This window comes from Paraburkholderia sp. BR14312 (assembly GCF_040948675.1).
Taxonomy (GTDB): Bacteria; Pseudomonadota; Gammaproteobacteria; order Burkholderiales; family Burkholderiaceae; genus Paraburkholderia; species Paraburkholderia nodosa_A.
Window position 1 is genome coordinate 263,655 of the sequence record NZ_JBFPKI010000004.1, and the last position, 24,358, is coordinate 288,012.

Genomic DNA, 24,358 nt, shown 5'->3' on the forward strand with positions numbered 1-24,358 from the left:
TCGAGCCGATGACGTCGACGCCTGCCGCCGGTGCGCCGGCCCACGGGCTCTCCGAGCCCTCGCGCTGGGTGCGCCGCTGGGCGCATCTCATCGCGCCCGGTGGCACGGTGCTCGACGTCGCCTCCGGCGCCGGGCGGCACACGCGCTGGCTGGCTGGTCAGGGCCACCCGGTGACGGCGCTCGATCGCGACGCCGCCGCGCTTGCCACGCTGCAGGACGTAGCGGGCGTCGCGACGCTAGAGTGCGACCTCGAAGGCGCGCCATGGCCGCTCGCGCCGGACGCCCGCTTTGCCGCCGTGGTCGTCACGAACTACCTGCATCGCCCGCTCATGCCCCGTCTCATCGAGGCACTGGCGCCGGGCGGCATCCTGATCTACGAAACCTTCGCTCAGGGCAACGAGACGGTGGGAAAGCCATCGAACCCCGCTTTCCTGCTCGCTCCCGGCGAGTTATTGGCCGTCTGTACGCCTGCGCTGCGGGTAGTCGCCTATCAGGACGGATTTCTTTCGCAGCCGCGTGAAGCGTATGTTCAGCGCATCTGCGCGGTACGGGAAAAAACGACCTCAGTGTCCCCCGAAAGCGCTGGTAATGTACCTGAGAACCAGGGCCTACCCGTAACGCGTTACGATCTGACCGGCTAATCCGCTACAATCGCGGTTTAACCGACTCATTTTTCTGGCGTTTCATGGCTAACGGCACTCAGGACGGCATTACGCTGCAAGGCAGCATTCCCGCGATCGTCACCCCCATGCACGAGGATGGCAGTCTCGACCTGCCGGCATTCCGCAAGTTGATCGACTGGCACGTGGAAGAGGGGACGGATGCCCTCGTCGTCGTCGGTACGAGCGGGGAGTCCGCCACGCTGGACGTCGAAGAACACATCCTGATGATCAAGACGGCGGTCGAGCACGCTGCCGGCCGTATGCCGATCATCGCGGGCGCCGGCGGCAATTCCACCGCCGAGGCCGTCGAACTCACGAAGCACGCGAAGGAAGTGGGCGCACAGGCGTCGCTCCAGGTCGTGCCCTATTACAACAAGCCGACCCAGGAAGGCATGTACCGCCACTTCGCGAAAATCGCGGAGGACGTGGACCTGCCGGTCATTCTCTACAACGTGCCGGGCCGTACGGTCGCGGACATGGCGAGCGAAACCATCCTGCGTCTGGCCGAAGTGCCGGGCATCATCGCGGTGAAGGAAGCGACGGGTAACATCGACCGCGCCGCGCACCTCATCAAGCATGCGCCGAAAGGCTTCAAGATCTTCAGCGGCGACGATCCCACGGCGATCGCGCTGATGCTGCTTGGCGGCCACGGCAATATTTCGGTGACCGCGAACGTTGCGCCGCGCCAGATGAGCGACCTGTGCAAGGCTGCGCTCGCCGGCGACGCGAAAACGGCGCGTGAGATCCATATGAAGTTGTTGTCGCTTCACAAGAACCTGTTCATCGAATCGAATCCGATTCCGGTGAAGTGGGCGCTGCAGGAACTCGGCCGCATCGAAGGCGGCATCCGACTGCCGCTCACGCCGCTCGACGCGCGCTACCACGACGTGGTGCGTGCCGCGCTGCGCGAAGCCGGTCTGGCTGGCTGATCCGGTCAGCCAGCCGCCGATTTATCAACCGACGCCGCCACGGCCCAGCCGCCCAATCACTGAAAGACTTCGGACCGACCTCGGCCCACCGTCTCGCAGAGCAAGGCTTAGCGTTCCCGTATCACGAAGGCCCACATGAAACGTTCCGCTTTTTCCCTCCACGCAACCCGCATGGCGGTGCTGGCGCTTGCCCTCGGCTCGCTCGCAGGCTGCGAGTCGCTGAACGACATGTTCGCGTCCGATCGCGTCAACTACAAGGACACGCCGACCGCGCCGCCGCTGAATGTGCCGCAGGATCTGTCGTCGGCGCCAAACGACCAGAAGTACGTCGCGCCGCCGCCCACGATCACGCTGGGCGGCTCAGCTCAGCGCACGGTCATGCCGGCCGGCAACGCCACGCTCGGCGTGCCGGATGCGCAGGACCCGTTCGGTATGCACGTGGAGCGCGACGGCGACCGCCGCTGGCTCGTGGTGGACGGCCGCTCGCCTGACGACGTCTGGCCGCAGCTGCAGGAATTCTGGACGGAAAATGGCTTCACGCTGACGACCGATTCGCCGTCCACGGGCATCATGACGACCGACTGGGCCGAGAACCGCGCCAACATTCCGGACGACTGGTTCCGCCGTACGATCGGCCGCGTGATCGACTTCGCGTACTCGTCGGGCACGCGCGACCGCTTCCGCGTGCTGGTTTCGCGTGGCCCGGACGGTCAAACGGACATTTCCGTCACGCATAACGCGATGGAAGAAGTGCTGACGGGGCAGGACAAGACGGGGTCGAAATGGGTCGAGCGTCCGCGCGACCCGGCGCTCGAAGCCGCTTTCCTCGCCAAGATCATGCAGAAGTTCGGCCTGACCGACGCGCAGTCCAAGCAACTGCTGACCGACGCGCGCCCGTCGACGGCTGGCGTCAAGATCGCCGCCGGTCCTGACGGCACGACGCTCGATCTGCCCGAAGCGTTCGACACCGCATGGCTGCGCGTGGGCCTCGCGCTCGACCGCACGAACTTCACAGTCGACAACCGCGACCGCGAGAAGGGCCTCTACTACGTGCGCTACGCCGATTCGATGCAGGAGCTCAAGGGTGACGGCCTGCTCGGCAAGCTTTTCTACAACCCGAAGAAGGCCACGAAGGATCAGGGGCCGGAATACCGCGTGGCCGTACGCTCGTCGGGTAATTCGACCCAGGTCGCCGTGGTCGATCAGACCGGCCGTATCGACACCTCGTCGGACGCCCAGCGTATCGTCTCCGCGCTCCACGCGCAGCTGAACTGACGTGCGCTGAGATGCGATTTGCGAGCCTCGGCAGCGGCAGCGAGGGCAACGCACTGGTCGTAGAAGCAGGCAGCGGCACGACGCCCACGCGCGTGCTGCTCGACTGCGGATTCTCAGCGAAAGAAGTCGAGCGGCGCCTCGCCCGCGCGGGCCTCGCCGCCGACTCGCTTACCGCGATTCTCATCACCCACGAACACAGCGATCACATCGGCAGCGCGCTCACGCTGGCGCGCCGCTGGTCGATTCCGCTCTACATGAGTTGGGGCACGGCGCAGGCCGTGGGCGCCGACGACGCCGCAGGCATCGAACTCAACGTGTTGTGGGGCGACGAGACGGTCGAGATCGGCGAACTCGGCGTGTTGCCCTACACGGTGCCGCACGACGCGCGCGAGCCGCTCCAGTTCGTGTTCAGCGACGGCGCGAGCCGGCTTGGCGTACTGACCGACGTCGGCGAGTCGACCTCGCATATCGGCAATGTGCTGAGCGGTTGTGACGCACTGGTGCTCGAATGCAACCACGACCTCGAAATGCTCGCGACGAGCCGCTATCCGGCTTCGCTCAAGGCGCGTATCGGTGGGTCGCATGGTCACCTGAACAACGAGGCGGCCGGCGGCATCCTCGCGGGGCTCGACCGCGCGAAGCTGCGCCATTTGATCGCTGCGCACCTGAGCCAGCAGAACAACACACCGGAGCTTGCGCGTGCGGCGATGGCCGCGGTTCTGGGAAATGCCGCGACTCAAATCGGGGTCGCTTCGCAAGCCGAGGGTTTCGACTGGATCGCGCTCTGAATCCCGCGCCCGAGAGGCAGCCAGAACGAATAGACGAAAAAAAAGCCCATGACGAAAATCATGGGCTTTTGCTTTCTGCGGCCGGAATCTTTCGATCCGGCCGCGTCGGAGCTAGTTGCGCTTTAGTTACGGTTGCCGCCGAAGATGCCGAGGATGGCGAGCAGGTTCGTGAACACGTTGTAGAGGTCCAGATAGATCGCGAGCGTGGCCGAGATGTAGTTCGTCTCGCCGCCGTTCACGACGCGCTGTACGTCGAACAGCATATAGGCGGAGAAGATCGCGATGGCGAGCACCGAAACCGTGAGCATCAGCGCGGGCAGCTGCAGGAACATGTTCGCGACGCCGGCCAGCAGGATCACGATCACGCCCATGAAGAGCCACTTGCCGAGGCCCGAGAAGTCGCGCTTGCTCACCGTGGCGATGGTGGCCATGGCGGTGAAAATGATGCCGGTGCCGCCGAACGCGAGCATGATGAGCTGCGGGCCGTTCGAAAAGCCGAGGACGAACGACAGCAGGCGCGAGAGCATCAGGCCCATGAAGAACGTGAAGCCGAGCAGCACGAACACGCCCACCGAGCTGTTTTTCGTGCGCTCGATGGCGAACATGAAGCCGAAGGCGATCGCGAAGAACGCGAGCAGGCTCATGGCCGGGCTGGTAGCCGCAAAAAGCGAGAAGCCGGTCGCGACGCCCACCCACGCCCCGAGCACCGTCGGCACCATCGACAGCGCGAGCAGCCAGTAGGTGTTGCGCAGTACGCGGTTGCGGGTCTCCGCCGAGGTGACGCTGCCGCCGCGGCCGAAGTTATAGGGATACTCGTTCATGCTTTCTCCTTGCGTGAGACGCGTGGGTGAGGGCGCGCAGATGCGCGGTCCGCTCCCCCATAAGATAAGTGCGCCGACCCAGAGTTTCAACGGGTTGCCACACAGTTTCCGTTATCTTTGCACAGCGTATGCCGCCAATCTTAAGCCTTTCTGAATGGTACGGCGGCGCAGTGAATGTGACCGGCTTGCGCTCATTTGCCTCGGTTTGCCGGGGTATGAGGGTTCAATCGCAATCATACATGGGAACATGCTACAATTGCGGATTCATTTGAATCTGTAACCTCTTAATTTTCTGGAGTTTTTATGGCGATCGAACGCACCCTGTCGATTATCAAGCCGGACGCAGTGGCGAAGAACGTGATCGGCCAGATCTACAGCCGCTTCGAAAACGCTGGCCTGAAGATCATTGCCTCCCGCATGGTTCACCTCTCGCGCGCCGACGCTGAGAAGTTCTATGCTGTTCACGCAGCGCGCCCGTTCTTCAAGGACCTCGTCGATTTCATGATCTCGGGTCCGGTCGTGATCCAGGTTCTGGAAGGCGAGAACGCTATCCTGAAGCACCGCGATCTGATGGGCGCAACCGATCCGAAGAAGGCTGAGAAGGGCACGATCCGCGCCGACTTCGCCGACAGCATCGACGCGAACGCCGTGCACGGCTCGGACGCCGCTGAAACGGCAGCCGTGGAAATCGCGTTCTTCTTCCCGCAAGTCAACGTCTACTCGCGCTAAGCACGGCGCGAGCTGACTGCAGTAGTAGCATAGGGTCGCGAACGGCGATGACGCTCACCGTCCAGTTCCCGATGCCGCGCAAATGCGCAGGCAGCCGGGCAGCGCGGGCGGTGAGCGCGCTCTCGCACTGAAATGGCAGGATTCGACATGACGAGCAGTTCCACCGTCAACCTTCTCGATCTCGACGCCCAAGGGCTCGTCGCCTATTGCGAGAGCCTGGGCGAGAAGCCGTTTCGCGCCAAACAGCTTCAGCGCTGGATCCATCAGTACAACGCCGCCGACTTCGACGGCATGACGGATCTGGCCAAATCGCTGCGCGAGAAGCTCAAAGGGCGCGCCACCATCGGCATGCCCGGCATCATCAGCGACAACGTTTCCTCCGACGGCACGCGCAAGTGGCTCGTGGACGTCGGCAACGGCAACGCGGTCGAAACCGTGTTCATCCCCGAAGACAACCGCGGCACGCTGTGCGTGTCCTCGCAGGCGGGATGCGCGGTCAATTGCCGGTTTTGCTCCACCGGCAAGCAAGGTTTTTCACGCAATCTCACCACCGCCGAGATCATCGGCCAGTTGCGCATGGCGGAATTCGCCCTGCGCGCCTCGCTTCTGGGCGAGGCTGGAGGCCGGGCGACCGGCGGTGACGGCAAGGGCGAGCGCGTCATCACGAACGTCGTGATGATGGGTATGGGCGAGCCGCTCCTGAACTACGACGCGGTCGTGCCCGCCATGCGCCTGATGCTCGACGACAACGCCTACGGCCTGTCGCGCCGGCGCGTCACGCTTTCCACGTCGGGCGTCGTGCCGATGATGGATCGTCTCGGGGCCGAACTGCCCGTGGCGCTCGCCGTTTCCTTGCATGCACCGAACGACGCGCTGCGAGACGAACTGGTGCCGCTCAACCGCAAGTACCCGCTTCGTGAGTTGATGGCGGCCTGCCAGCGTTATCTGGATGTCGCGCCGCGCGATTTCATCACGTTCGAGTACTGCATGCTCGACGGCGTCAACGACACGGAAGAGCACGCACGCCAGTTGCTCGCCGTGACGCGTGACGTGCCGTGCAAGTTCAATCTGATCCCGTTCAATCCGTTCCCCGAGTCGGGCTTGCTGCGCTCGAAATCGGACCAGATCAAGCGCTTCGCGCAGATTCTGATGGATGCGGGCGTCGTCAGGACCGTGCGCAAGACGCGCGGCGACGACATCGACGCGGCCTGCGGGCAACTCGCCGGCGAGGTGAAGGACCGCACGCGCCTTGCTGAGCGCACGGGCCGGGCCGCGGGCAAGGTCATCGAAGTACGGCCGGTTCAGCACTGAACCGGCATCAGGAGGGCCGACGGCGGCGTGCGGGGGAAACGCGCGGCCGTCGGCAGTAGTAAAAGAAACGTTGCAGAAGCGATCGGAAGCGGCACACTGGCCGCGCATTTTGTTATAAACGGTCTGCGAATCGGGTAGAGGCGGGGCGGGACGCGCCAACCGGTTGCAGTATTGAAAAGAATCGACGCAAGGACTTTGGGATGAGCGAGCCGCAGCACCCTTTCGGGACAGACGGAACTGACAGCAACGCAGGTCGTTCGGCGCCGGGCGCCACACCTTCGCCGGTGCAGGCAGTGCCCGACACGCTGGCCGCAGCCGGCGCGCGTCTTGCGCAACTGCGCGAGGCCAAGGGTTGGGCGATCGAAGACGTCTCGGCGCGCCTGAAGGTGTCGGTGTCGAAGCTGCGCGAACTCGAAGCGGGCGATATCAGCCATCTGCCGGACACGACGTTCGCGCTCGGCGTGGTGCGCGCCTACGCGAAGCTGCTCGGTACGGATTCCGCGCCGTTCACGCAGGCGCTGCGCCGCGAGCGCGGCATGGCGCAGCCGGATCTGTCGATGCCGGCTTCGGCGGGCTCCGATCTGCCGCGCGGCCGCGTTTCGCTTTCGCTCGGCGGCAGCGGCGCACGGGCTCCGCGCCGCCGCGCCTCGTGGTTGTGGGGCGTGGCGATCATCGTGATCGCGGTGCTTGCCATCTCCATGTGGCACACGAACAGCGGCGAATCGTCGGCGTGGTTTGCGCGCCTGAAGGCGATGGCCAACGGCGCGAGCGTGCAGACGGGCGCATCGTCGCCGACGGTCCAGCAGGGTGTTGCAACCGGCAGCGCGGATGCATCGGACGCGCAGGGCGCGGATCAGTCCGCAGCGCCGCAGACGGCTGACGCAAACGATGCAGGCGACAACGCCAACGCGGCGCCCGATCAAGGCGCTGCGGCGAGCGCACCGCAAGCTGCGCAACCGGCGCCTCAAGCTGCGCAACCCGCGCCGCAAGCGACGCCACCGGCACCGCAGGCCGCGAAGCCCGCGGCTGCAAGCGCTGCGCCGGCGGCGGCCGTCGCCAACGCGGCCAGCGCTGCGCGCGCCCAGGCGGCGAGCGCGCCGGCCGCAGCGGCAGCGCAGAGCGCGGCAGCCGACAACGGCGCTGACACCTCGACGTTCGCGATCCGCGTGACGCAGGACACCTGGGTCAGCGTGCGCCAGAAGGATGGGAAGGAAGTGTTCTCGGGCATGATCCACGGCAGCGACGCGCGTGAGATCAGCGGCACCGAGCCGCTCAAGGTCACCGTGGGCAACAAGGCCGGCATCGAGTCGATGACCATCGACGGCCAGCCGGTCGACACGTCGAAATACGCGTCGGCGCGTGGCAATGTCGCGCGCTTCGTGCTGCCCTGATCAGGACATGGCATGCGTCGCGGCCTGGCAAGTCTCATTGCCGGCCGCGACGCTTTTTCAATTCACGCAGTGCCGCCGCCGGCTAGCCGGCGCTAGTGCGCGTGAGGCGTAAATGGGTTTTTCGATGCTAAGCGAAACGCAATCCTCTACCAGCAACAGTCAGATCTGCTCGAACGAGCCGGTTCTCGGCGGCCACGCGCCGCGCCGCAAGTCGCATGCCGTGCATGTGCGCTGGGGCGGACAGCTGGTGACGATCGGCGGCGACGCGCCGGTGCGCGTGCAGTCGATGACCAACACCGACACCGCGGATCCCATCGGCACCGCGATCCAGATCAAGGAACTCGCGCAGGCGGGTTCGGAGCTCGTGCGTATCACGGTCAACACGCCGGAAGCGGCGGCGGCCGTCCCGCATATCCGCGAACAGCTCGACCGCATGGGCGTGATGGTGCCGCTCGTCGGCGACTTCCATTACAACGGCCATCTGCTGCTGCGCGACTATCCCGCCTGCGCAGAGTCGCTGTCGAAGTACCGCATCAACCCGGGCAACGTGGGCCAGGGCGCGAAGCGCGACACGCAGTACGCGCAGATGATCGAAGCGGCCATCAAGTACGACAAGCCGGTGCGTATCGGCGTGAACTGGGGCAGCCTCGACCAGGATCTGCTCGCGCGCATGATGGACGAGAACGGCGCGCGCAAGGAGCCGTGGGAAGCGCAAAGCGTGATGTACGAAGCGCTCATCCAGTCGGCCATCGGCTCGGCGGAACGCGCGGTCGAACTCGGCCTCGGTCGCGACAAGATCATCCTGTCGTGCAAGGTGAGCGGCGTGCAGGACCTGATCGCCGTCTACCAGGAACTCGCGAAGCGTTGCGATTTCGCGCTGCACCTGGGCCTCACGGAAGCGGGCATGGGCTCGAAGGGCATCGTCGCTTCGACGGCGGCGCTTTCCGTGCTGCTCCAGCAGGGCATCGGCGACACCATCCGCATCTCGCTCACGCCGGAACCGGGCGGTGCGCGTACGGGCGAAGTCGTGGTCGGCCAGGAAATCCTGCAGACCATGGGCCTGCGCTCGTTCACACCGATGGTCATCGCATGCCCCGGCTGCGGCCGCACGACCAGCACGCTGTTCCAGGAGCTGGCTTCGCAGATCCAGGGCTATCTGCGTGCGCAGATGCCGTTGTGGCGCGACGAGTATCCGGGCGTCGAGACGATGAACGTCGCCGTGATGGGCTGCATCGTGAACGGTCCGGGCGAGTCGAAGCACGCGAACATCGGCATCAGCCTGCCGGGCTCGGGCGAGAACCCCGCGGCGCCGGTTTTCATCGACGGCGAGAAGGTGAAGACGCTGCGCGGCGAGCACATCGCCGAAGAATTCCAGCAGATCGTGAGCGACTACGTCGCGCGCAAGTACGGCAAGGCCGAGGCGACGAACTGAGCAAGGCGGTCGATCCGCTTGTAGTTCGCATGTAGTTCGCTTGTAGCCCGCTCGTCGCTCGATACGCACAACCGCATAAAGCCAATTCGCAACGCAATGACTGAACAAAAACGCAAGCCCGAAAAGCTCTCGGGCGTGAAGGGCATGAACGACATCCTGCCGCAGGAGGCAGGGCTGTGGGAATTCTTCGAAACCACGGTGAAGTCGCTGCTTCGTTCGTACGGCTATCAAAATATCCGCACGCCGATCGTCGAACATACGCAACTCTTCACGCGCGGCATCGGCGAAGTGACCGACATCGTCGAGAAGGAGATGTACAGCTTCACCGACGCGCTCAACGGCGAGAACCTCACGCTGCGTCCGGAAGGCACGGCGGCTGCCGTGCGCGCGTCGATCGAGCACAACATGCTCTACGACGGTCCGAAGCGCCTGTGGTACATCGGCCCGATGTTCCGTCACGAGCGTCCGCAGCGCGGCCGCTATCGCCAGTTCCATCAGGTGGGCGTCGAGGCGCTCGGTTTCGCGGGCCCCGATGCGGACGCTGAAATCATCCTGATGTGTCAACGCCTCTGGGACGATCTCGGCCTCACCGGCATCAAGCTCGAGATCAACTCGCTCGGCGTGGCCGAAGAGCGTGCGGCGCATCGCGTCGAGCTCATCAAGTATCTCGAGCAGCACGTCGATCTGCTCGACGAAGACGGCAAGCGCCGCCTTTACACGAACCCGCTGCGCGTGCTCGACACGAAGAATCCCGCGCTGCAGGAGATCGCGGACAAGGCGCCGAAGTTGATCGACTTCCTCGGCGAAGACTCGCTCGCGCACTTCGAAGGGCTGCAGCGCATTCTCAAGTCGAACAACATTCCGTTCAAGATCAACCCGCGTCTCGTTCGTGGTCTCGATTACTACAATCTGACCGTGTTCGAGTGGGTGACCGACAAGCTCGGCGCGCAGGGCACCGTCGCGGCGGGCGGCCGTTACGATCCGCTGATCGAGCAGCTGGGCGGCAAGCCGACGGCGGCTTGCGGCTGGGCGATGGGCATCGAGCGCATTCTCGAACTGCTCAAGGAAGAAGACCTCGTGCCGGAAGAAGATGGTTGCGATGTCTACGTTGTCCACCAGGGCGAAGCCGCGCGTGAGAAGGCGTTCATCGTGGCGGAGCGTCTGCGCGATACGGGCCTCGACGTTATCTTGCATTGCAGCGCCGACGGTCAGAGCGCGAGCTTCAAGTCGCAGATGAAGCGCGCGGATGCCAGCGGCGCGGCCTTTGCCGTGGTACTCGGCGAGGACGAAGTGGCGAGAGGCGAGGCCGGTGTGAAGGCGCTGCGCGGCACGGCCGCGGAGGCCCGCAGCGAGCAACAAACGGTAGCGCTTGAGGACTTGACCGAATATCTGATCAATGCGATGGTTGCATCCGCCGAAGACGGCGACGATTAACAGGGCCGCCCCGGTGGGGCTGCCCAGGTCGCTGCGCATTCGAAAACAGGCTTCAGAATAAACGAGGAATCGCTACGCGATGAGTTACCACGACGAACAGGAATCGATCGAGAGCTTCAAGGCATGGTGGGGGCAGTGGGGTAACGCCGCTACGTGGGTCGTGCTGATCGTTCTGCTCGCGCTCGCAGCGTGGAACGGCTGGAACTTCTGGCAGCGCCGCCAGGCGGCCGAGGCCGCCGTGCTGTACGACCAGGTGCAGCAGGCCGCGAACAGCAGCGACAAGGCCATGCTCACGCGCGTGGCGTCGGACATGGAAGATCGCTTCGGCGGCACGGCGTACGCGCAGATGACGGCGCTCGGCGTGGCCAAGGCGCTCTATATGGCGGGCGACACGGCTGGCGCGAAGGCGCAGCTGCAATGGGCCGCCGACCACGCGAAGGACGACGAATTCCGCCAGATCGCGAAGCTGCGTCTCGCATCGCTCCTGCTCGACGAAAAGGCCTACGATCAGGGCCTCGCGCTGATTCCGCAACCCGATTCGGGTCCGTTCAAGGGCATCGTGGCAGACGGCCGCGGCGATCTGCTGGCTGCGGCCGGCAAGCGTGACGACGCGCGCGCGGCCTACAAGCTGGCCCTCGACAGCCTGCCGAAGAGCGACGCTTCCGAGCGTCAGCTGATCCAGTTCAAGCTGGATGCGCTCGGCGGCTGAGTCGCTGGCTAAATTGCGAAGCGTGCCGGGCTTGCGCGCAGCGTTGCGAAACCATTCAAACCAACTTCATTCATGCGTCGTTCACCGATGAATCTGCTGAAACGAACCGTTGTGCCCGTCGCTCTGGCGATGACCGTCCTGGCTCTCGCAGCCTGCTCATCGACGAAAGACGTGCGCCGCGTGCCGGTGCCGCTGACCGAATTCAAGCCGGCGCTGGACGTCCAGCAGGTGTGGAAGTCGAGTGTCGGCAAGGCGGGGCGCTATCTGTTCGCGCCGGTCGCCGTGGGCGACGCCGTCTATGCGGCGGGCGAAAACGGCTCGGTCGCGAAAATCGACGCCGCATCGGGCAAGGACGTCTGGCGCACCAAGCTTAAGGACGACCTCTCGGCGGGCGTGGGCAGCGACGGCAATCTCACGGCCGTCGGCGGCCTGAAGGGCGACGTCTATGTGCTCGACTCGAACGGCAAGCTCTCGTGGCAAGCCAAGGCGCCGGGCGAAATCATCTCGCCGCCGCTCGTCGGCAACGGCCTCGTGGTCGTGCGCACGATCGACGGCCAGATCGTCGCCTTCAACGGCCAGACGGGCGAGCAGAAGTGGATCTACCGCAACCGCGCCGTGCCGCTGAACCTGCGCGTTTCGGCGGGCATGACGTTCGCGGGCGAACAGGCCGTGCTGGCCGGTTTCCCGGGCGGCTCGTTCGCGGCGATCAACCTGCAAAGCGGGGACGCTTTCTGGGAAACGCCGGTTTCGTATCCGAAGGGCGTGACGGAAGTCGAGCGCATCAATGACGTGAGCGGTCCGCCCACGCTGGTCGGCGCGACGACCTGCGCAGTCACGTTCCAGGGTCAGCTGGGTTGCTTCGACGCCAATTCGGGTCGTCCGATGTGGCAAAAGCCGTTCTCGAGCACGACCGGCATCGCTCAGGATGAAAGCACGGTGGTGGGCGGCGACGACTGGTCGGTCGTGAGGGCCTTCAGCGTGTCGACGGGCGAGCCGACCTGGACGAACGAAAAGCTCAAGAGCCGCGATGTGAGCGTGCCCGCATTGCTGGGCCATGCGGTCGTGCTCGGCGACTATCAGGGCTACGTGCATTTCCTCTCGCTCGACGACGGCAGCTTCGTCTCGCGCGTGAAGACCGACGGCAGCCCGATCATGGCCGCGCCGGTGCTCGCTGGCAATACGCTGGTTGTCCAGACGAAGGACGGCGACCTGTACGGTCTGCGTCCGCATTAAGCGTCGTCTGCGGCGGTGCGCCTCACGAGCGGCGCACCGAGCAGACGCAAGAGGCGCTGGAGCCGCCGGGTTCCGATGCCTCGCCCGCTGGCCGGCTCAAGCCGGCCATGCGCATTTTGGGACAGCGGCGTCCACGACCCCGCCGTTCACCGTTGCGCCACCCGGCGTTCGCGCGGCGTCCCGCCCCGGCCGCGCCGCGCTTTCGGCGCTGGGCCGCGGCCCGGCTCGTGAATTTCGTGATAATTTGCAACTGATGCAGCCCCGCAGGCGCGGGACTTGCCGCGCAGCGCGCCGGACTCTCCGGCGCTGCGCCTTACTGTAGAAAAGATCAGATGAAACCCGTAATCGCCCTCGTTGGGCGCCCCAATGTGGGGAAATCCACGCTGTTCAACCGGCTCACGCGCTCGCGCGATGCGCTGGTGGCCGACCTGCCCGGCCTCACGCGCGACCGTCACTACGGTGAAGGGCGCACGGGCGATCGCCCGTATCTCGTGGTCGATACCGGCGGCTTCGAGCCCGTCGCGAAGGACGGCATCCTGCACGAGATGGCGCGCCAGACGCGCCAGGCCGTGGAAGAGGCCGATATCGTCGTGTTCATCTGCGACGGCCGCAATGGCCTCGCGCCGCAGGACAAGCACATCGCCGACTACCTGCGCAAGACCGGCCGGCCGATCTTCCTCGTCGTCAACAAGGCCGAAGGCATGAAGTACAGCGCTGTGGCCGCCGACTTCTACGAACTCGGTCTCGGCGACCCGCGCGCGATTTCCGCGGCGCACGGCGACGGCGTGACGGAAATGATCAATGAGGCGCTCGAAAAAGCGTACGCCGACCAGCCCGAGGAGAGCGAAGAGGACGCCGCGAAGCACGGCGTCAAGATCGCGATTGTCGGCCGCCCGAACGTGGGCAAGTCGACGCTCGTCAACACGCTGATCGGCGAAGACCGCGTAATCGCGTTCGACATGCCGGGCACGACGCGCGATTCGATCTATGTGGACTTCGAGCGCAACGGCAAGAAGTACACGCTGATCGACACGGCGGGTCTACGCCGCCGCGGCAAGGTGTTCGAAGCGATCGAAAAGTTCTCGGTGGTGAAGACGCTGCAGTCGATCGCCGATGCCAACGTGGTGATTCTGCTGCTCGATGCGCAGCAGGAAATCTCGGACCAGGACGCGCATATCGCGGGCTTCGTGGTGGAACAGGGCCGCGCGCTCGTGGTGGGCGTGAACAAGTGGGACGGCATGGACGACCACGCGCGCGAGCGCACCAAGCACCACCTTCAGCGCAAGCTGAAGTTCCTCGACTTCGCGGAAATGCGCTTCATCTCGGCGACTGAAAAGTTCGGCATCGGCCCGCTGATGCGCTCGGTCGACGACGCGTACGCCGCCGCCATGGCGAAGCTGCCGACGCCGAAGCTCACGCGCGCGCTCATCGAAGCTGTGGAGTTCCAGCAGCCGCGCCGCCGCGGCCCGGTGCGTCCGAAGCTGCGCTACGCGCACCAAGGGGGACAGAACCCGCCCATCATCGTCATTCACGGCAACGCACTCGACGCCGTGACGGAGACCTACAAGCGCTATCTGGAGAATCGCTTCCGGGAAACTTTCTCGCTCACCGGCACTCCATTGCGCATAGAGTTTCGCTCCTCGACGAATCCCTATACAGAGAAAAACTAGGCTGTTGCTGAATAGCGTTCGCTACCCCGCAAAGGCCTCCTGGCCGAACCGCCAGGAACCGCGCGGGGGAACGAGAATCGGCTATAGTGTAGCGATTGGTGGTGGATTTCTTTTTCTTCATCCCAATATAAGTTAAACCTGCAAAAAAATACGGAGTTTGCTATGAGCAACAAAGGGCAATTGTTACAAGACCCGTTTCTGAACGCGCTGCGCAAGGAGCACGTGCCTGTTTCGATCTATCTGGTCAACGGCATCAAGCTTCAAGGGAACATCGAATCGTTCGACCAGTACGTCGTGTTGCTCCGTAATACGGTTACGCAAATGGTTTACAAGCACGCCATCTCCACGGTGGTTCCGGCCCGTCCGGTGAACTTCCACCCGGATACGGAAGCGTCCTGACCCATGACGCGGCCGGCCCGGGGCGCTTCGCAGGCTGCTCTGGTCCGGCCGCTTTCATTTTGACATCCTCTAATTTGATCAACGCCGCACTCGTCGGCATCGACTTCGGCAAGACCGAGTTCGAAGCCAGTCTCGAAGAACTCAGCCTGCTCGCCAAAAGCGCGGGCGCCACTCCCGCTGTCACGCTCACCGGGCGACGCTCCAGCCCCGACGCCGCCATGTTCATCGGCAGCGGCAAGGCCGAGGAACTGCGTCTCGCCTGTGAGGCGAACGACATCGAAATCGTCATCTTCAATCACGCGCTGTCGCCCGCCCAGCAACGTAATCTGGAGCGCGCGCTCAATCGCCGCGTGGTCGATCGCACGAGCCTCATTCTAGATATCTTCGCCCAGCGCGCCCGTAGCCACGAAGGCAAGCTGCAGGTCGAACTCGCGCAGCTGCAATACCTCGCCACGCGCCTCGTGCGCGCCTGGACTCACCTTGAGCGCCAGAAGGGCGGTATCGGCCTGCGCGGTCCGGGTGAAACGCAGCTCGAAACCGACCGCCGGCTCATCGGCGAACGCATCAAGATGCTGCAAGGCAAGCTTGCGAAGCTGCGTCGCCAGCACGGCACGCAGCGGCGTCAGCGCGAGCGCAACCGCACGATGTCGGTGTCGCTCGTAGGCTATACGAACGCGGGCAAGTCCACGCTCTTCAATGCGCTCACGAAGGCGCAGGCCTACGCCGCCGACCAGCTGTTTGCGACGCTCGACACGACTTCGCGGCGCGTCTGGCTCGGCGACGCAGTGGGGCAGATCGTGCTGTCCGATACGGTCGGGTTCATCCGCGAACTGCCTCACCAGCTCGTCGCCGCGTTTCGCGCGACGCTGCAGGAAACGGTGCAGGCCGATCTGCTTCTGCACGTGGTGGACGCGTCGAGCGCCGTGCGCCTCGATCAGATCGATCAGGTGAACGGCGTGCTGCACGATATCGGTGCGGACACGATCCGTCAGGTGCTGGTCTTCAACAAGATCGACGCCGTGCCGGAACTGGCGGCCCGCGGCGGAACGGTCGAGCGTGATGAATATGGTAATATTTCGCGCGTCTTTTTGAGCGCCCGCACAGGTGTCGGACTGGATGCGCTGCGCTCCGTCATCGCCGAAATCGCGACTGCCGAGCCGCTTGCCGATGCGCCGCAGTCCCTGGCCGCAGACTGGAGCGCGGTACAGGAAGAACCTCACTGGGAACCTGAACACGAGCGCTGAGGCGCGCCCGGCACTGTCTTGCACGCAAGGCCGGCCCAGCGGCCCCGACGGAATTCGCACGCAATTGACCCGCTGTCTACTCTGGTGAACGAACACAGGTGAACGATTACAACAAGCGGACTGGCTGGCAGCGCGCGCGCGCCATTTTCTCGTTGAACGACCCGCGTTGGGGTCGAGGCGACGGCAATGGCCAGCGTTCTGACGACGGGCGCCGCCCGTCGGGCAATAACGGCAACAAGGGTGGCAACGGCGACAAGGGCGACGGTCCGCCGGATCTCGACGAAATGTGGCGCGACTTCAACCGCCGCGTGTCCGCTTTCTTCGGCCGCAAGGGCAAGGGCCCGGGCGGCTTCGGACCGCGCCCGGACAATGGTCATGGCGCGCGCATCGGCGTGGGTATCGTTCTCGGCGTGCTCATTGCGATCTACGTGGGCAGCGGCGTCTTCGTCGTGCAGGAAGGCCAGGCCGGCGTCGTGCTGCAGTTCGGCCAGTATCGCCACACGGTTGGCCAGGGCGTCCACTGGCGTATGCCGTATCCGTTCCAGACTCACGAAATCGTCAATGTCGGGCAGATCCGCACCGTCGAGATCGGCCGCAGCAACCTCGTGCGTCCGGCAAACGTCAAGGACGCTGCAGTCATCACGCATGACGGCGACATTCTCAACGTGCGCCTGACCGTGCAGTACCAGGTCAAGCAGCCGACCGACTATCTGTTCCGCAGCGTCGATCCCGACCTCACCGTCACGCAGGCTGCTCAGGCGGCGGTGCGCACCGTGGTGGGCGCGCGCAGCACGAACGACATGCTGTACGCGGACCGCGAGCCGATTCGCGCCCAGCTTGCCGATACGATCCAGCACTCGCTCGACGAGTACAAGACGGGCCTCGGCGTGACCGGCGTCGCGATCCAGAGCGTCTCGGCGCCCGATCAGGTGCAGGCCGCGCTCGACGACGAAGCCAAGGCGCGCCAGGACCGCGACCGCGCGAAGCGCGAGGCGCAGGCCTATGCCGACCAGCTCCTGCCGCGCGCGCAGGCCGAGGCAGCGCGTCTCGTCGACGACGCGAAGGCTTATAGCGAGCGCGTGGTTTCGCAGGCGCAGGGCGACGCGCAACGCTTCACGCAGGTCTACGAACAGTATGCGAAGGCGCCAGCTGTGATTCGCGAGCGCATGTATCTCGAGACGATGCAACACATCTATTCGAATGCGACGAAGGTGTTCGTCGACAGCAAGTCGGGCAACAACGTGATTTATCTGCCGCTCGACAAGCTCGTCGATACGACGCGTCAGCGCGCCGCCGTGGCGGCGGGCGCAACGGGTGCGGCTGCGGCCTCGGGCGCCGGTGCGGCAACGGCAGGCGCGGCTTCGGACGCCAATGCGGCTTCCGCGCCGGCAGCCGGCAGCGAGCCACAGCAGGGTGCACAGGCAGGGCCTCAACCGGGTGCCCAGCAGCAAGATGCGCAGCAGCAGGGCGCGGCTCCCGCAACTACGGCCAGCGACGCGGCAGCCGCCGCGAGCGACGCCTTCCGTTCGCGCGATGCGTTCCGCTCGCGCGGCCGCGAAAGCGACGTGCAATAAGGGGCGCGCCAATATGAACAAGATCATTGCGCTCGTTGTTGCCGTCGTGGTTGTCGTGCTGGTTGCGTCGTCGGCCGTCTTCATGGTCGATCCGCGCCACGTCGCCATCATTTCTTCGTCGGGCGGGGCCAATGCCACGCTCGCCGGTCCGGGGCTGCATGTGAAGCTGCCGCCGCCGTTCCAGACCGTCACGTTCATCGACACGCGCATTCAGGCGTTCGATGCGCCCGACGCCGACCGCTACACGACCTCGGACAAGACCGAGCTGCTCGTGAACCCGGTCGTGCGTTATCGCATTGCCGATCCAATCAAGCTCTTCGCGGCGACCAGGGGCGATGCGCAGACGCTTTCCGATCGTCTCGCCTCGCTGTCGCGCGACGCGCTTGGCGACGCGATTTCGAAAGTCACGCTCACCGAGGCGCTCGCGCAGCAGGAAGCCATCGCCAGCGGCGCGCGCGACGCGCTGAGGCAAACCGCGGCGCCGCTCGGCATCGACGTGATCGCCATCGAACTCACGCGCGTCGATTACCCGCCGGAGCTGGCGCAGACGGTCTTCAAACGCATGAGCGCCGCACGCGAGCAGGCTGCTGCCGAGATTCGCGAGAAGGGCGCGGCCGAAGCGCAGCAGATCAAGGACGACGCGCAGCGCAAGCAGCAGGGCGTGCTGGCCGATGCCTACGCTCAGGCGCAAGCGATCAAGGGCGAAGGTGACGGCCGGGCCGCCGCGATTGCCGCGGAGGCGTTCGGGCGCGACCCGGACTTCTACCGGTTCTATCAGAGCATGCTCGCGTACCGCGAGAGCTTCCGGCCCGGCGACGTCATCGTGGTCGATTCGTCGAGCGACTTCTTCCGCTTCATGCGTGGTCCGAACGGCGGCGCGAATAGCGGGGATAACGCTCCCGCTTCCGCCACCCCGCGCAAACACTAGACAAAACGAGACACACGCGCCGCGCACTGCGCGGCGTATTTCTTCGCATGGACATAGCTGGCTCCTTCTTGCTCGCGATCGCGCTGATGCTGATTATCGAGGGCATGTTCCCGTTCGTCTTTCCGACGGCGTGGCGTGACACATTCCGTAAAATCGCGGAGCGGCCGCCGCATCACATCAGGATCGGTGGGCTCATCGTGATGGGGCTCGGCCTCGTCCTGCTGATGCTGGCGACCTGACGGCCTCGTGCCGCAGTCGCCCTCAGAGGCGGTGTGCGATTGGCGTTTTTGACGGATTCCGAAATATCGGGCCGCGTGGCGTTTGGCCGCGCGCGGCCCTCATTGTGGTAGGACTCAACCGATGTCGACCTGGTTACTCCCCGAGAATATTGCGGACGTGCTGCCGTCCGAAGCGCGCAAGATCGAAGAGCTGCGCCGTCGCCTGCTGGACCGTTTCCGCGCCTATGGCTACGAGATGGTCATGCCGCCGTTGCTCGAGTATCTCGAGTCGCTGCTCGTGGGCAGCGGGCGCGACCTGAACCTGCGCACGTTCAAGCTCGTCGATCAGCTCTCGGGCCGCACGCTCGGCCTGCGCGCCGACATGACGCCGCAGGTCGCGCGCATCGACGCGCACCTCCTGAACCGCCAGGGCGTGACGCGCCTGTGCTACGCCGGCAACGTGCTGCATACGCTGCCGCGCGGTCTGCACGCCACGCGCGAACAGATCCAGACCGGCGCGGAAATCTACGGCCACGCGGGCCTCGAAGCGGACCTCGAAATCCAGCAGCTGATGCTCGATGCGCTGCGCCTCGCGGGCCTCGCGAAGGTGCGCCTCGACCTTTCGCACGCAGGTGTGCTCGCGGCGATCTTCGAAGCGGATCCCGCTGCGGCCGCGCTTGGCGATGCTTTGTATGAAGCGCTCGCTGGCAAGGACGTGCCGCGTCTCGCGGAACTCACGCAAAACCTCGGCGCTGCCACGCGCGACGCCTTGCGAGCGCTGCCGTCGCTTTACGGCGACGAGAGCGTGATCGACGAGGCGCGCACGCGTCTGCCGGCGCTGCCGGGCATTGCTCGTGCGCTCGACGACCTCGCGTTCCTCGTGCGCGAGATCGAGGGTGCGGAGCTGATGATCGACCTTGCGGATCTCGGCGGCTACGCGTACCACAGCGGCGTGATGTTCTCGGCCTACGTGGACGGTGTGCCGAACGCCGTCGCCCGCGGCGGCCGTTACGACAAGGTGGGCGAAGTGTATGGGCGTGCCCGCGCGGCAACGGGCTTCTCACTTGATTTGCGCGAAGTGGCGCGTATTTCACCGGTCGAGGCGCGCAGCAGCGCGATCCTCGCGCCGTGGCGCCATGACGAGGCGCTGCGCAGCGCCGTCGCCGCGCTGCGCGATACAGGCGAGGTCGTGATCCAGGCGCTGCCGGGTCACGAGCACGACATGGACGAGTTCGCCTGCGACCGCGTGCTCGTCGAGCGCGACGGCGTCTGGGTCGTCGAAAAGCACGCCTGATACCGCACTCGGGGCGGCCGTTCGCGCCGCCCGGCAAGCCTGCGCGCGAGCGCGCCAAAGCACGCTTCGCATCGCGCATGCCGTTGAGTGCAAAAGGAAATTCCGCGAATTTCGGGAAAAAAAGGCGGCCTTGCCGCTGAACCCAGGTAGAATACGTTTTTAACCAGCTAACGAAACACCATGTCTGCCAGCGCAGTGAATGTAACCCCGGGGCGCAATGTCGTCGTCGTGGGCACCCAATGGGGCGATGAGGGCAAGGGCAAGATCGTCGACTGGCTGACGGATCACGCGCAAGGCGTGGTGCGTTTCCAGGGCGGTCACAACGCCGGCCATACGCTCATCATCGGCGGCAAGAAGACCATTCTCCGGCTGATCCCGTCGGGCATCATGCGCGCCGGCGTCGCCTGCTACATCGGCAACGGCGTGGTGCTTTCGCCCGAAGCGCTCTTCAAGGAAATCGGCGAGCTCGAAGATGCGGGCATCGACGTCCAGAAGCGTCTGTTCATCTCCGAAGCCACCACGCTCATCCTGCCGTACCACATCGCCATCGACCAGGCGCGCGAAGCCAGGCGCGGCGCCGCGAAGATCGGTACGACGGGTCGCGGCATCGGTCCGGCCTACGAAGACAAGGTGGCACGCCGCGGTCTGCGCGTGCAGGACCTGTTCGAGCCGGAAACCTTCGCCGAGCGCCTGCGCGAGAACCTCGACTACCACAACTTCGTGCTTACGCAGTACCTGGGCGCGCCGGCCGTCGACTATCAGCAAACCCTCGACACGATGCTCTCGTACGCCGATCGTCTGAAGCCGATGGTCACGGACGTCTCGCGTCGTCTGTATGACGTGAACCACGAAGGCGGCAACCTGCTGTTCGAAGGCGCGCAAGGCACGCTGCTCGACATCGACCACGGCACCTATCCGTTCGTCACGTCGAGCAACTGCGTCGCGGGTGCGGCGTCCGCTGGCGCGGGCGTGGGTCCGCAAAAGCTCAACTACGTGCTCGGCATCACCAAGGCGTACTGCACGCGCGTCGGTTCGGGCCCGTTCCCGAGCGAACTGTACGACGCCGACAACGCCGATCGCCAGGAAGAAGTGGGCCTCACTCTCGCGAAGGTCGGCAAGGAATTCGGTTCGGTCACCGGCCGTCCGCGCCGCACCGGCTGGCTCGACGCCGCCGCGCTGCGCCGCTCGATCCAGATCAACGGCGTGACGGGTCTGTGCATCACGAAGCTCGACGTGCTCGACGGTCTCGACGAAGTTAAGCTCTGCGTCGGCTACAAGGTGGCTGGCCAGGACGTGGACATTCTCCCGCGCGGCGCCTCGCAGGTGGCCGCATGCGAGCCGGTCTACGAAACGTTTGAAGGCTGGAACGAAAGCACCATCGGCATCACGCAGTTCGACGCGCTGCCGAAGAGCGCGCAGGCGTATCTCACGCGCGTGCAGGAAGTCGCCGGTGTGCCGATCGACATGGTTTCGACCGGCCCGGATCGCGACGAAACGATCCTGCTGCGTCATCCGTTCAAGGTCTAAGTGGTAAGAAGGCAGAAGCAAAAATGATTCAAATGATGGACCCGCGCAACGACGAAAAGAACCTGTGGGTCGGCTGGGACGAGTATCACCGGCTGATCGAATTGCTCGCGCTCAAGGTGCACGAGTCGCGCTGGAAGTTCGACCAGATCCTGTGTCTCGCGCGCGGCGGTCTGCGCGTGGGCGACCAGCTCTCGCGCATCTATGACCTGCCGCTGGCAATCCTCGCGACCAGCTCGTACCGCGAAGCCGCCGGCACGGAGCAGGGCGAGCTCGACATCGCGCAGTACATCACGATGACGCGCGGCCACCTGGAAGGCAACGTGCTGCTCGTCGACGATCTCGTCGACTCGGGCGTCACGCTCGCACGCGTGCAGGAGCACCTCAAGGAGCGCTACCCGGCTGTGACCGGCGTGCGCTCGGCGGTGCTCTGGTACAAAGGCTGCTCGAAGGTGACGCCGGACTATTTCGTCCAGCATCTGCCGACCAATCCGTGGATCCACCAGCCGTTCGAGGAATGGGATACGGTGCGCCCGCACAATCTCAGTGCGTGGATCAAGCGTGGTCTGCAGCGAGCGCAAGACGCGCAGAAGTAAAGCAGGGGTTGTGCCGCCGCCAGGGTTCCCATACCCGCGGCGGCCAGATCCAACGACGGAGCCTTCATGGCTCCGTTTTTTTTTGTGCGTCGCCCACCGATTCGCCTGCGGCGGCGCAGGCGGGCAGACGGCATCTGGGGCCGGTGCTAAACTGCGCGGGGATCGGGGGATGTCGCAGTGCCGCGACGACCGCTCGGTTTCCGCCGCAGCCCGGTTTAGAATAGCGCTCGTTTTTTCCGCCTCGCAACGGATTACCGCGTATATGACAACTAGCACACACGTGGCCAAGCAGCCGCTACCTACTCTCGCCGTAGCGGCCATCGGCGTGGTGTTCGGCGACATCGGCACGAGCCCGCTGTATTCGCTGAAAGAGGCGTTCAGCCCATCGCACGGCATTCCGCTCAACGACACTTCCATTCTCGGCGTCATTTCCCTGCTGTTCTGGGCGATCGTGATCGTCGTGAGCGTCAAATATGTCCTTTTTGTGATGCGCGCCGACAACAACGGCGAGGGCGGCGTGCTCGCGCTCATGGCGCTCGCCATGCGCTCGTTCAGCCGCAAGAGCAGGTCCGCTGCGCTGCTCACGGCCTTGGGGATCTTCGGCGCGTGCATGTTCTACGGCGATGCCGTCATCACGCCGGCGATCTCGGTCATGTCGGCGGTGGAAGGCCTCGAAATCGCCGCGCCCAAGCTCTCGCATCTGGTGCTGCCGTTCACGATGGTGATCCTGATCCTGCTGTTCTGGATCCAGCGGCACGGCACTGCGCTGGTGGGCCGCCTGTTCGGCCCGATCATGGTGCTCTGGTTCATCACCATCGGTGTGCTCGGCGTCTCGCGCATCGTCCAGGCGCCTGGCGTCATCGCGGCGCTCAGTCCGTATTACGCGGTCAGTTTCATGGGCGCGCACATGCTGCAGGCCTACGTGGTGCTCGGCTCGGTCGTGCTGGTGCTGACCGGCGCGGAAGCGCTCTACGCCGACATGGGCCACTTCGGCGCGAAGCCGATTCGCTTTGCCTGGTACGCGCTCGTGATGCCCTCGCTCGTGCTCAACTACTTTGGGCAGGGCGCGCTGCTGATGCAGGACCATCGCGCGATCGCGAATCCGTTCTTCCTGCTCGCGCCGCAATGGGCCTTGCTGCCGCTCGTCGTGCTTTCCACGGTGGCGACCGTGATCGCTTCGCAGGCCGTGATCTCCGGCGCGTATTCCCTGACGAGCCAGGCCATTCTGCTTGGCTACGTGCCGCGCATGAAAGTGCTGCACACGTCGGACCTCGCCATCGGCCAGATCTACGTGCCGGTCGTGAACTGGATGCTGCTCTTCATCATTCTGTGCATCGTGGTCGCCTTCAAGAGTTCGGACAATCTGGCGGCCGCATACGGTATCGCCGTGACCGCGACGATGGTGATCACCACGGTGCTCGTTGCCGTCGTGATGACGAAAGTGTGGAAGTGGAACAAGGCGCTCGTCACCTGCATCATCACGGTGCTGCTAGCCGTCGATCTGGGCTTCTTCGGCGCGAACCTGCTGAAGGTCGAGGAGGGCGGCTGGCTGCCGCTCGGCATCGGCGCGCTGCTGTTCTTCCTGCTGATGACCTGGTTCAAGGGCCGCATGATCGTGAAGGATCGCACGGCCGCCGACGGCATTCCGCTCATGCCTTTCCTGCAGGGGCTGCTCGCGCACCCGCCGCATCGCGTTTCGGGCACGGCGATCTATCTCACTGGCAGCGAATCGCTCGTGCCGGTGAGCCTGCTGCACAACCTCAAGCACAACAAGGTCCTTCACGAACGCACGATCTTCCTCACGTTCGTGATTCGCGACATTCCGTATGTGGGCGACGCAGAGCGCGTGACGGTCAAGGATATCGGCGGCGGGCTCTATCTCGTGAAGGCCGATTACGGCTTCAACGAAACGCCTGACGTGCAGGCCGTGCTCGACGAAATTTCGCGCACGCACAACATGATGTTCGAGATGATGGACACGTCGTTCTTCCTCGCACGCGAGACGGTCGTGCCGACGCAGCTTCCGGGCATGTCGATTTTCCGCGAGCGTGTCTTCGCGTGGATGCATCAGAATGCCGCGAAGCCCACCGACTTCTTCAGTATTCCTGCGAACCGTGTGGTCGAACTCGGGACGAAGATCGAAATCTGACCGCGTCGATTCGACCAGTAAAAAAGGCACCCGGGGTGCCTTTTTTTT

General features: G+C 64.8%; 22 protein-coding genes. 21 read left to right on the top strand and 1 reads right to left on the bottom strand.

What is annotated here, in order from left to right; translation table 11 throughout:
* Window positions 1–8 precede the first annotated feature (8 nt).
* The 4 genes from AB3X98_RS13290 (at window position 9) to AB3X98_RS13305 (ending at window position 3,654) form a co-directional block, all read left to right on the top strand.
* On the top strand, window positions 9–641 hold the full coding sequence (locus AB3X98_RS13290) for a methyltransferase domain-containing protein (RefSeq protein WP_342945879.1): 633 nt from the start codon (window positions 9–11) through the stop codon (window positions 639–641).
* 44 nt (window positions 642–685) lie between these two features.
* Window positions 686–1,591, top strand: a complete 906-nt coding sequence (gene dapA, locus AB3X98_RS13295) for a 4-hydroxy-tetrahydrodipicolinate synthase (protein WP_342945878.1) — start codon at window positions 686–688, stop codon at window positions 1,589–1,591.
* Between the two features lie 135 nt (window positions 1,592–1,726).
* Window positions 1,727–2,866: an outer membrane protein assembly factor BamC gene (bamC, locus tag AB3X98_RS13300; protein ID WP_069265548.1), complete on the top strand. Its 1,140-nt coding sequence runs from the start codon at window positions 1,727–1,729 to the stop codon at window positions 2,864–2,866.
* Window positions 2,867–2,877: 11 nt separating this feature from the next.
* Entirely contained in the window at window positions 2,878–3,654 is a 777-nt protein-coding gene (locus tag AB3X98_RS13305; RefSeq protein WP_069265549.1) for an MBL fold metallo-hydrolase, read from the top strand.
* 122 nt (window positions 3,655–3,776) lie between these two features.
* Here the strand turns inward: AB3X98_RS13305 and AB3X98_RS13310 are convergent, their stop codons facing one another.
* Complete coding sequence (locus AB3X98_RS13310; protein WP_042264929.1) at window positions 3,777–4,475, bottom strand: Bax inhibitor-1/YccA family protein; 699 nt, start codon at window positions 4,473–4,475, stop codon at window positions 3,777–3,779.
* 303 nt (window positions 4,476–4,778) lie between these two features.
* Here AB3X98_RS13310 and ndk point away from each other — a divergent pair, with 303 nt between their 5' ends.
* From ndk to AB3X98_RS13395, 17 genes are all read left to right on the top strand, one after another.
* Window positions 4,779–5,204 carry a nucleoside-diphosphate kinase gene (ndk, locus tag AB3X98_RS13315; protein WP_069265550.1) on the top strand — a complete coding sequence of 142 codons (426 nt, stop codon included), beginning with the start codon at window positions 4,779–4,781 and terminating at the stop codon, window positions 5,202–5,204.
* A 147-nt stretch (window positions 5,205–5,351) separates the two neighbouring features.
* Window positions 5,352–6,515, top strand: a complete 1,164-nt coding sequence (rlmN, locus tag AB3X98_RS13320) for a 23S rRNA (adenine(2503)-C(2))-methyltransferase RlmN (protein ID WP_368605030.1) — start codon at window positions 5,352–5,354, stop codon at window positions 6,513–6,515.
* A 200-nt stretch (window positions 6,516–6,715) separates the two neighbouring features.
* Window positions 6,716–7,906, top strand: coding sequence for a helix-turn-helix domain-containing protein (locus AB3X98_RS13325; RefSeq protein ID WP_368605031.1), 1,191 nt, complete (start codon window positions 6,716–6,718; stop codon window positions 7,904–7,906).
* A gap of 112 nt (window positions 7,907–8,018) precedes the next feature.
* Window positions 8,019–9,338 (top strand): flavodoxin-dependent (E)-4-hydroxy-3-methylbut-2-enyl-diphosphate synthase, encoded by a 1,320-nt coding sequence (gene ispG, locus AB3X98_RS13330; RefSeq protein WP_368605032.1) that lies wholly within the window; start codon window positions 8,019–8,021, stop codon window positions 9,336–9,338.
* A gap of 96 nt (window positions 9,339–9,434) precedes the next feature.
* Window positions 9,435–10,772, top strand: a complete 1,338-nt coding sequence (gene hisS / locus AB3X98_RS13335) for a histidine--tRNA ligase (protein ID WP_342945877.1) — start codon at window positions 9,435–9,437, stop codon at window positions 10,770–10,772.
* Window positions 10,773–10,851: 79 nt separating this feature from the next.
* Window positions 10,852–11,481 carry a tetratricopeptide repeat protein gene (locus tag AB3X98_RS13340; RefSeq protein WP_028204134.1) on the top strand — a complete coding sequence of 210 codons (630 nt, stop codon included), beginning with the start codon at window positions 10,852–10,854 and terminating at the stop codon, window positions 11,479–11,481.
* Window positions 11,482–11,568: 87 nt separating this feature from the next.
* Window positions 11,569–12,714, top strand: a complete 1,146-nt coding sequence (bamB, locus tag AB3X98_RS13345) for an outer membrane protein assembly factor BamB (protein WP_368605034.1) — start codon at window positions 11,569–11,571, stop codon at window positions 12,712–12,714.
* A gap of 332 nt (window positions 12,715–13,046) precedes the next feature.
* Complete coding sequence (gene der / locus AB3X98_RS13350) at window positions 13,047–14,384, top strand: ribosome biogenesis GTPase Der (RefSeq protein ID WP_324160615.1); 1,338 nt, start codon at window positions 13,047–13,049, stop codon at window positions 14,382–14,384.
* Window positions 14,385–14,546: 162 nt separating this feature from the next.
* Window positions 14,547–14,783 carry an RNA chaperone Hfq gene (gene hfq / locus AB3X98_RS13355; RefSeq protein WP_027793540.1) on the top strand — a complete coding sequence of 79 codons (237 nt, stop codon included), beginning with the start codon at window positions 14,547–14,549 and terminating at the stop codon, window positions 14,781–14,783.
* A 59-nt stretch (window positions 14,784–14,842) separates the two neighbouring features.
* Complete coding sequence (gene hflX, locus AB3X98_RS13360) at window positions 14,843–16,027, top strand: GTPase HflX (protein WP_083245311.1); 1,185 nt, start codon at window positions 14,843–14,845, stop codon at window positions 16,025–16,027.
* Window positions 16,028–16,125: 98 nt separating this feature from the next.
* Complete coding sequence (gene hflK / locus AB3X98_RS13365) at window positions 16,126–17,601, top strand: FtsH protease activity modulator HflK (protein WP_368605035.1); 1,476 nt, start codon at window positions 16,126–16,128, stop codon at window positions 17,599–17,601.
* Between the two features lie 13 nt (window positions 17,602–17,614).
* Window positions 17,615–18,529, top strand: coding sequence for a protease modulator HflC (gene hflC / locus AB3X98_RS13370; protein WP_368605036.1), 915 nt, complete (start codon window positions 17,615–17,617; stop codon window positions 18,527–18,529).
* 47 nt (window positions 18,530–18,576) lie between these two features.
* Window positions 18,577–18,768 carry a DUF2065 domain-containing protein gene (locus AB3X98_RS13375; RefSeq protein ID WP_368605037.1) on the top strand — a complete coding sequence of 64 codons (192 nt, stop codon included), beginning with the start codon at window positions 18,577–18,579 and terminating at the stop codon, window positions 18,766–18,768.
* A gap of 121 nt (window positions 18,769–18,889) precedes the next feature.
* On the top strand, window positions 18,890–20,041 hold the full coding sequence (locus AB3X98_RS13380; RefSeq protein WP_368605038.1) for an ATP phosphoribosyltransferase regulatory subunit: 1,152 nt from the start codon (window positions 18,890–18,892) through the stop codon (window positions 20,039–20,041).
* Window positions 20,042–20,221: 180 nt separating this feature from the next.
* A complete protein-coding gene (locus AB3X98_RS13385; protein ID WP_069265559.1) occupies window positions 20,222–21,568 on the top strand; it encodes an adenylosuccinate synthase in 1,347 nt (448 codons plus the stop codon).
* Between the two features lie 23 nt (window positions 21,569–21,591).
* Window positions 21,592–22,161 (top strand): phosphoribosyltransferase, encoded by a 570-nt coding sequence (locus tag AB3X98_RS13390; RefSeq protein ID WP_028204126.1) that lies wholly within the window; start codon window positions 21,592–21,594, stop codon window positions 22,159–22,161.
* 262 nt (window positions 22,162–22,423) lie between these two features.
* Window positions 22,424–24,310 carry a potassium transporter Kup gene (locus AB3X98_RS13395; protein WP_342945873.1) on the top strand — a complete coding sequence of 629 codons (1,887 nt, stop codon included), beginning with the start codon at window positions 22,424–22,426 and terminating at the stop codon, window positions 24,308–24,310.
* Window positions 24,311–24,358: the final 48 nt, after the last annotated feature.